Raw genomic sequence first — 6541 nt, forward strand, 5'->3', positions numbered from 1 at the left:
ACCCCTGCCAAACATTCTGACGCGCGACAGAATCAGGCAACGAGTATGCCCGCTTCACCGTCGCGGTCAACGACCGGCGCCTCAACGAGACCACGAACCGGTGGGAAGACGCCGGCACCGTGTTCCATCGGGTCGTCGCGTTCAACCAACAGTCCCGGCATATCGCCGACTCGCTCCGCAAAGGCGACAGCGTGATCGTCGCCGGGGACCTGCGGTTCGGGACCTACACCGACAAGGAAACCGGGCAGACCCGCGAAACCCGCGACATCGTCGCGGACAACGTCGGCGCGTCCCTCAAGTTCTCCAGCGTCGAGGTGGACCGCACCCCAAAAGCTGAAAGGCCCGCAGCAGACGCTACGGGCCCGACAGCAGTACCGGCCTCGTACGCCGGCACCGGAGTGATCCGCTGACCTGAACCAACAGGAGCGGGGTGAGAGTCACTGTACTCTCGCCCCGCTCCGCTGCATATCCAACGCTCCCAGCCGTACGCGTGATGTAGATGCCACCCCGACTCGGTCTTGAAGACGTCAAAGACAAGACCTCCCCGACGCAGTCGGCTGCCTGGGGGGCCACCCACACAGCCCGTTGCCGTGCCTCAAGCGGCGGACCAGATTGACTCCCGCAAGCGCATCGGAGTGTCCATCACGCGCCACCCCCCGCGCCCGCATAGAACGTGCGCTCAGGGATGTCATGCTTTGGCGATGGCTGCCACTCTTCGGTCACATGTTGATCATGTGGCCGGCGAGGCCGTGGAAGGCTTCCTGCACGGCTTCGGACAGCGTCGGGTGCGTGTGCACGTTGCGGGCCGCTTCGAGGGCCGTGAGGTCCCACTTCTGCGCGAGCGTGAGCTCGGGGAGCAACTCGGAGACGTCGGGGCCGATCAGGTGGCCACCGAGCAGCTCGAGGTGCTCGCCGTCGGCGATGAGCTTGACGAAGCCGATGGGCTCGCCGAGGCCGTTGGCCTTGCCGTTCGCGCTGAACGGGAACTTCGCGACCTTGACGTCGTAGCCGGCGTCGCGCGCCTGCTGCTCGGTGAGTCCGAACGAGGCGACCTGCGGCGAGCAGAACGTCGCGCGGGGCATCATCCGGTAGTCGCCCAGCGTCTGGGTCTCGGCCTTGCCGATGGTCTCGGCGGCCACGACGCCCTGCGCCTCGGCCACGTGGGCGAGCTGCAGCTTGGCCGTGACGTCTCCGATGGCGTAGATGCTGGGGACGTTGGTGCGCATGTAGTCGTCGATGTCGATCGCACCGCGGTCGGTGAGCTTCACGCCGGTGTTCTCCAGGCCGAAGCCCTCGACGTTCGCGGCGAAGCCGATCGACATGAGCACCTTGTCGGCCTCGATCGACGCGGGCGCGCCGTCCTTGGGCGTGTAGGTGACGGTGACCTTGTCGCCCGAGTCCACGACGGTCTCGACCTTGGTGGAGGTGAGGATGTCGACGCCGTACTTCTTGTACTGGCGCGCGATCTCCTTGGAGACGTCGACGTCCTCGTTCGGGAGCGCCCGGTCGAGGAACTCGATGATCGTGACCTTGACGCCGTAGTTGACCATGACGAAGGCGAACTCCATGCCGATCGCGCCGGCACCGACGATGACGATCGAGCGCGGCAGCTCGCGCGTGAGGATCTGCTCCTCGTACGTCACGACGTTGTCGCTCAGCGTCACGCCGGGAAGCAGGCGCACCTTGGAGCCGGTCGAGATGATCGCGTTGTCGAAGGTGAGCTGCTCGGTGGAGCCGTCGGCCTTCGCGACGGTGATCGTGTGCGCGTCCACGAACGAACCGCGACCCTCGTACTCGGTCACCTTGTTCTTCTTCATGAGGAAGTGGATGCCCTTGACATGCGTCTCGGCCACCGTGCGGCTGCGGTCCCACGCGGTGCCGAAGTCGAACGTCACGTCACCGGAGATGCCGAACAGCTCGGCCTGGTGGTGGAAGACGTGGGCCAGGTCGGCGTTGCGCAGGAGCGCCTTGGAGGGGATGCACCCGACGTTCAGGCATACACCGCCCCAGTACTTCTCCTCGATGATGGCGACCGAGAGGCCGAGCTGAGCGCTGCGGACGGCTGCGACGTACCCGCCGGGGCCCGCGCCGAGAATGACGACATCGTAATGAGGCATGACCCGTGATTTGCTTCTTTCGACTCTCGAATAGGTTCGTCCTGCCCTGAACAACGGGGGCATGTTAGCCGATGCGCCAGCCACGGTCGACGTTAAGGCTGTGCGCGGAGACACCCCGGTTGAACAGGAGGAACTTCACGGCGTCGATGACGTCGTGAAGTTCTGCGAGCTTCCCACCGGGGGTCCGGCTTTCGTATGCTGCAACCGCTTCAGGTCGCGAAGCCCAGAAGGGGCTGTCGCCGATTATCCCCGGATGGAGAGCGTTGACCCGGATGGGTGCAAGCTCATGCGCCAAGGTGTTCATTAGCCCATCGATGCCGCCATTGACCGTGGACACTGTGGTGGATCCCGGGTACGGTGCGTCCTTGGCGCGGCCCCCAAACAGGACGATACCGGAGTCCACTGACGGCTCGATGCGGTCAACGAGTGTGTGGACGGTTTCGGCGTAGCCAATCAGTTTAAGGGTGATGAGTCTCCTCGCACGAGCGAGGTTGTAGTCACGGATGGTATTCGCATCGCGCTCGATCGCGCTGAGCACGATTCCATTAAGGCGGCCGATGCCGTCCAGTTGCGCAGCGATGCCTTCCGGCTCGGACAGGTCCAGGGCGATTCCGTGCGCCAAGGGGCCGAGCTCGGCCGCGACAGATTCAGCTGTCTGTCTACTTCGGCTGGTCACGATGACACGGTCACCGCTGGCCACGAGGTCCTTTGCTAGTTCCAGCCCAATCCCGCTCGAACTCCCAGCAATGAGCACCGTACGATCAGTCACGATCTCTCCTTTGATTGGACGACTGCTCCCTGACATCCGGGAGCATCCCTCTGCAATTCGGGTAACGCATCACAGTAGGTTTCGTCTCGTGACTTCTGCGATAGCGCCCCAGTCGGATGTCGCGAGCTCAGGATCGGCTAGGGCTCGTTCGAAGACCGAGAACAGGGCGGGCATCGTGGCGGGCTTCACGCCGCCGGCCTCGGCGAGGTCTCGAGCCAGGCCGAGGTCTTTGTACCCGAGCGCCATCGAAAAGGCCGGCGGCGTGTGTCTGTGCGCGGCGATCTCTCGCCCGTACTCTGTGTAGGCCACGCCGGCGAAGAGGCTGCTAGTGAGCAACTCGACGAACACTGAGGGATCGACGCCGCGCCTTTCGACCATCGTGACCGATTCGCCTAGAGCCTGCAACACGTGGATGAGGTTGTAATTGACCGCGACCTTGACCGCATTCGCGTCGGAGGGGACTTGCCCGATCCGCCAGACTCGTTTGCCTATCTGATTCAGATGAGGCAACACCGCGTCGATGTGGTCGCTGGCACCCGCGGCGAGCAGGTGCAGCTGCCCTGCGGCTGCCGCGGACGGGCGACCGAGAACGGGGCTGGACACATATCCCGCGCCGGCCGCGGCGAATCTTCCCGTGAGTTGGTCAGCCGCTGTCGGGCTGATCGAGGCCAGATTCACATGGATGCGGCCCGTTCTTGTCGTTCCATCGTTCAGAACCTCTTCTGCAGCCTGATCGTTGGCGAGCATGCTGAAGGATATATCTGCAGCGAGCGCCTCAGACGGCGTCGCCACCGGCACAGCACCGATGGCCACGAGATCTGCGAGGGGGCCGGGGGATCTGTTCCAGACCAACACACTGTTTCCTGCGGCGATGAGTCGAGCCGCGATCTTTGACCCCATCGCGCCGACTCCGAGAAAACCGAGAGTCGTCACGACTGACCGCGTCCCCATGTCGTGTTCAGGTGCGACTGACTATCACGATTGGTGTTGAGTGGACCATCGATCGTGTAGTACTGACGGCCGGCGACGATGAGCTCCTCCGCAGGGAACTTGGTGATGACTTCGCATCCATCGGCGGTGACGACAAGCTCCTCCTCGATCCGCGCGGCTCCCCACCCATCCGCTGAAGGCCAGTAGGTCTCCAGCGCAAACACCATGCCCTCCTCGATCGTCTCTGGATGATCGAACGAGGTCAACCGTGAGAAGATTGGCTTCTCCCAGATCGACAGCCCTACGCCATGCCCGTACTGCAAGGCGAAGGCTTCCATCTCGTTGGCGAAGCCGAACTCCTGTGCCTCGGGCCACACTGCCACGATGTCGGCCGTCGTCGCCCCTGGCTTCACGAGGGCGATCGCGCGGTCCATATACTCCCGAGCACGTGTGTAGGCGTCGCGCTGCTTGCTTGAGGCGGAGCCCACAGCGAATGTGCGGTAGTAACACGTGCGGTAGCCGTTCCAACTGTGCAGGATGTCGAAGAACGCCGGGTCGCCGGGCCTGATGAGCCTGTCCGAGAAGACGTGCGGATGCGGCGAGCAGCGCTCACCCGAGATTGCGTTGACTCCCTCGACGTACTCCGAGCCAAGGTCATAAAGCGTCTTTGCGACCACCCCGACGGCCTCGTTCTCCCTCACGCCAGGACGTAGGAACCGGTGTAGCTCCTCGTATGCGGCATCGACCATCGATGCAGCCTGGGTGAGCAAGCGAATCTCGTCGGGTGTTTTGATGCGCCGCGCCTCCATGAACACCTGCTGGCCGTCGACGACCTCGATGCCCTCCTTCTGCAGGGCGATCAGCACAGGAAGCTCGATCACGTCGACCCCGAGGGGCGCGTGGGCGAGTCCGAACTTCTCGAGTTCGCGCTTGATCTTCTTTGCCAGATCGGTCGCCATCTCGGCGTCCGGCGGGAAGGCGCCTCGCAGCGTCGAAAGACCCGCTCGTGCGCCTGACTCCAGTCGTGGCCGCTTGGCGCCCTCGTGGGGCGCGTGTGGGTCCGCGTCCATTTCGGATGTCGTTACGTCCAACCAGGGGTTGTACAGTGCGTGGTGCTTGGCCGCCGAACCGAAGTCCCACACGATCGGATCGGTGTTACGGGTGAGTAGGGCGAACCGGATCAACTTGTCCATCGCCCACGTGCCGATATGCGTCGCGCTCATATAGCGGATGTTCGAGAAGTCGAAGGCCAAGACTGCGCCCAAATCGGATCGATTGAGTTGCTCCTTCAGCCTTCTTAAGCGCGCATCCCGTAGTCGCTCGAAGTCAACACGCGCTTCCCAGTCGACCGCATTGGTTCCTGTTGTTCCGGTGTTCTTCATCAGATTGCAGCGATCGCGTCAATCTCGATGGAGGCGCCCTTGAAGAGCGAGTACACCCCGATCACGGTGCTCGCAGACGGCTCGTCGACTCTGACAACCCGGTCGCGCGTGTCCCGCCAGATCCCCAGCTTCTCCTGATCCAGTTCGGTGATGTAGACATTGACGCGGACGAGGTCATCGAATGACGCACCGCCCGCCTTGAGAGCGCGTTCGAGCTCAAGGTAGGTGAGTTCGATCGCGCGCGCGAAGTCCGCGGGCACCGAGCCGTCCTCTTCGAAGCCCACCGCGCCCGATACGAATAGCAAGTCCCCGGCGCTGACCTTGACACTGTCGGCGATACCCGGGATGACGGGCGCTGGATTGTGAGTGATTCGTCCGTTGGCCATGTCCACTCCTCAGAAGGTGAGAGGGAGGACCGTCCGCCGCGTCGACGTACTCGAGAGCTCCCTAGATCTGTTCAGTCAGAACGATCATACATGGATCCAATTGTGAAGTGGTACTCAAATCCCCCTCAGGCCCGCGGTGGGATTATCGTGTCGTCCTGGCGCAGAACCTGACGCACGGATTGCAGTCGATTGATGTGCGCGGGTGCCGGCTGCCCGTCGAACTGTAGAGGACTCTCGCCCAGCGGCCCTGTCACGAACCAGATCCCACGAGCCGCCCGGTCCGTGTCGTTGCGGTACAGGTGCGGACGGTGCGAGTCGAAGCATATTGAGTCACCCACATGCAATGTGAACGAGTCGAAATCGAGGAGGAGCGTCAACTCACCCTCTATCAGATACCCGTACTCGGTCCCAGAATGTCGCATGAGCTTGCCTTCGGCTGAACTGGATGCACCCGGCTCATACGTCATAATCAGCGGATCGACCCCACGGTGCCCGGCATTCGCGAGTCGCTCCCAGGTGACACCGTTTTCCATCTCGATGGTGGGATTCGCCTCTGCGCGTTGTACTCCGAGGCGCTGAATCTCCCGCAGCGCAGCGGTCGGCGCGGCATCCGACGGGACGATCCCCAGCAGCTCGTCCAGGGATACGTTGAGGTGCGACACAAGTGCGTACAGCGTCGTGACGGAAGGATGGATCTTCCCAGTTTCTACTTGCGAGAGCATGCTCGGGGAGACCCCTATCGCTGAGGCAACCGCACGCAGACTCAGCTTCTGCTCTTCACGTGTTGCGCGGAGTCGTCGGCCCAGTTGCTCCTTCATGTCTCCTCCTCCATCTCTGGTCGGTTCGATCACAGGTGCGGAAGACGGAAGGTATTGAGTGTCGCTTCCGGACTTCGGCGGTTCGGGCTGGTTGGCGGTGTCCACACTCTGAATCGCCCCGGGTTTAGTGGAGGGCGAG

6 protein-coding genes and 1 pseudogene are annotated in these 6541 nt (G+C 63.0%); 1 reads left to right on the forward strand and 6 read right to left on the reverse strand.

The features are described from left to right. Positions 1–32 precede the first annotated feature (32 nt). Positions 33–410: pseudogene (locus tag MIC448_RS12465) on the forward strand (single-stranded DNA-binding protein); the annotation flags it as partial. Positions 411–719: 309 nt separating this feature from the next. On the opposite strand, the gene lpdA reads toward MIC448_RS12465, so the two are convergent. The 6 genes from lpdA to MIC448_RS12495 all read right to left on the reverse strand — a co-directional run. After that, complete coding sequence (gene lpdA / locus MIC448_RS12470; protein WP_036300209.1) at positions 720–2117, reverse strand: dihydrolipoyl dehydrogenase; 1398 nt, start codon at positions 2115–2117, stop codon at positions 720–722. A gap of 64 nt (positions 2118–2181) precedes the next feature. Beyond that, positions 2182–2886 carry an SDR family NAD(P)-dependent oxidoreductase gene (locus MIC448_RS12475; RefSeq protein WP_036300211.1) on the reverse strand — a complete coding sequence of 235 codons (705 nt, stop codon included), beginning with the start codon at positions 2884–2886 and terminating at the stop codon, positions 2182–2184. Positions 2887–2955: 69 nt separating this feature from the next. Further along, positions 2956–3819, reverse strand: a complete 864-nt coding sequence (locus MIC448_RS12480) for an NAD(P)-dependent oxidoreductase (RefSeq protein ID WP_036300214.1) — start codon at positions 3817–3819, stop codon at positions 2956–2958. Then, positions 3816–5039: a Xaa-Pro peptidase family protein gene (locus tag MIC448_RS12485; RefSeq protein ID WP_243420014.1), complete on the reverse strand. Its 1224-nt coding sequence runs from the start codon at positions 5037–5039 to the stop codon at positions 3816–3818. Before MIC448_RS12485 ends, MIC448_RS12480 begins: the two co-directional genes overlap by 4 nt. Positions 5040–5197: 158 nt before the next feature. Next, on the reverse strand, positions 5198–5584 hold the full coding sequence (locus tag MIC448_RS12490; protein WP_051513789.1) for a RidA family protein: 387 nt from the start codon (positions 5582–5584) through the stop codon (positions 5198–5200). A 125-nt stretch (positions 5585–5709) separates the two neighbouring features. After that, the coding region (locus MIC448_RS12495) for a helix-turn-helix domain-containing protein (RefSeq protein WP_207875937.1) at positions 5710–6541 on the reverse strand (832 nt) is incomplete at its 5' end.

The organism is Microbacterium sp. C448 (assembly GCF_000582705.2).
Taxonomy (GTDB): domain Bacteria; phylum Actinomycetota; class Actinomycetes; order Actinomycetales; family Microbacteriaceae; genus Microbacterium; species Microbacterium lacus_A.

What these genes read in the sequence shown, in the direction of transcription:
- lpdA (WP_036300209.1), bottom strand. Translation starts at nt 2,117, where the DNA reads ATGCCTCATTACGATGTCGTCATTCTCGGCGCGGGCCCCGGCGGGTAC.
- MIC448_RS12485 (WP_243420014.1), bottom strand. Translation starts at nt 5,039, where the DNA reads ATGAGCGCGACGCATATCGGCACGTGGGCGATGGACAAGTTGATCCGG.
- MIC448_RS12490 (WP_051513789.1), bottom strand. Translation starts at nt 5,584, where the DNA reads ATGGCCAACGGACGAATCACTCACAATCCAGCGCCCGTCATCCCGGGT.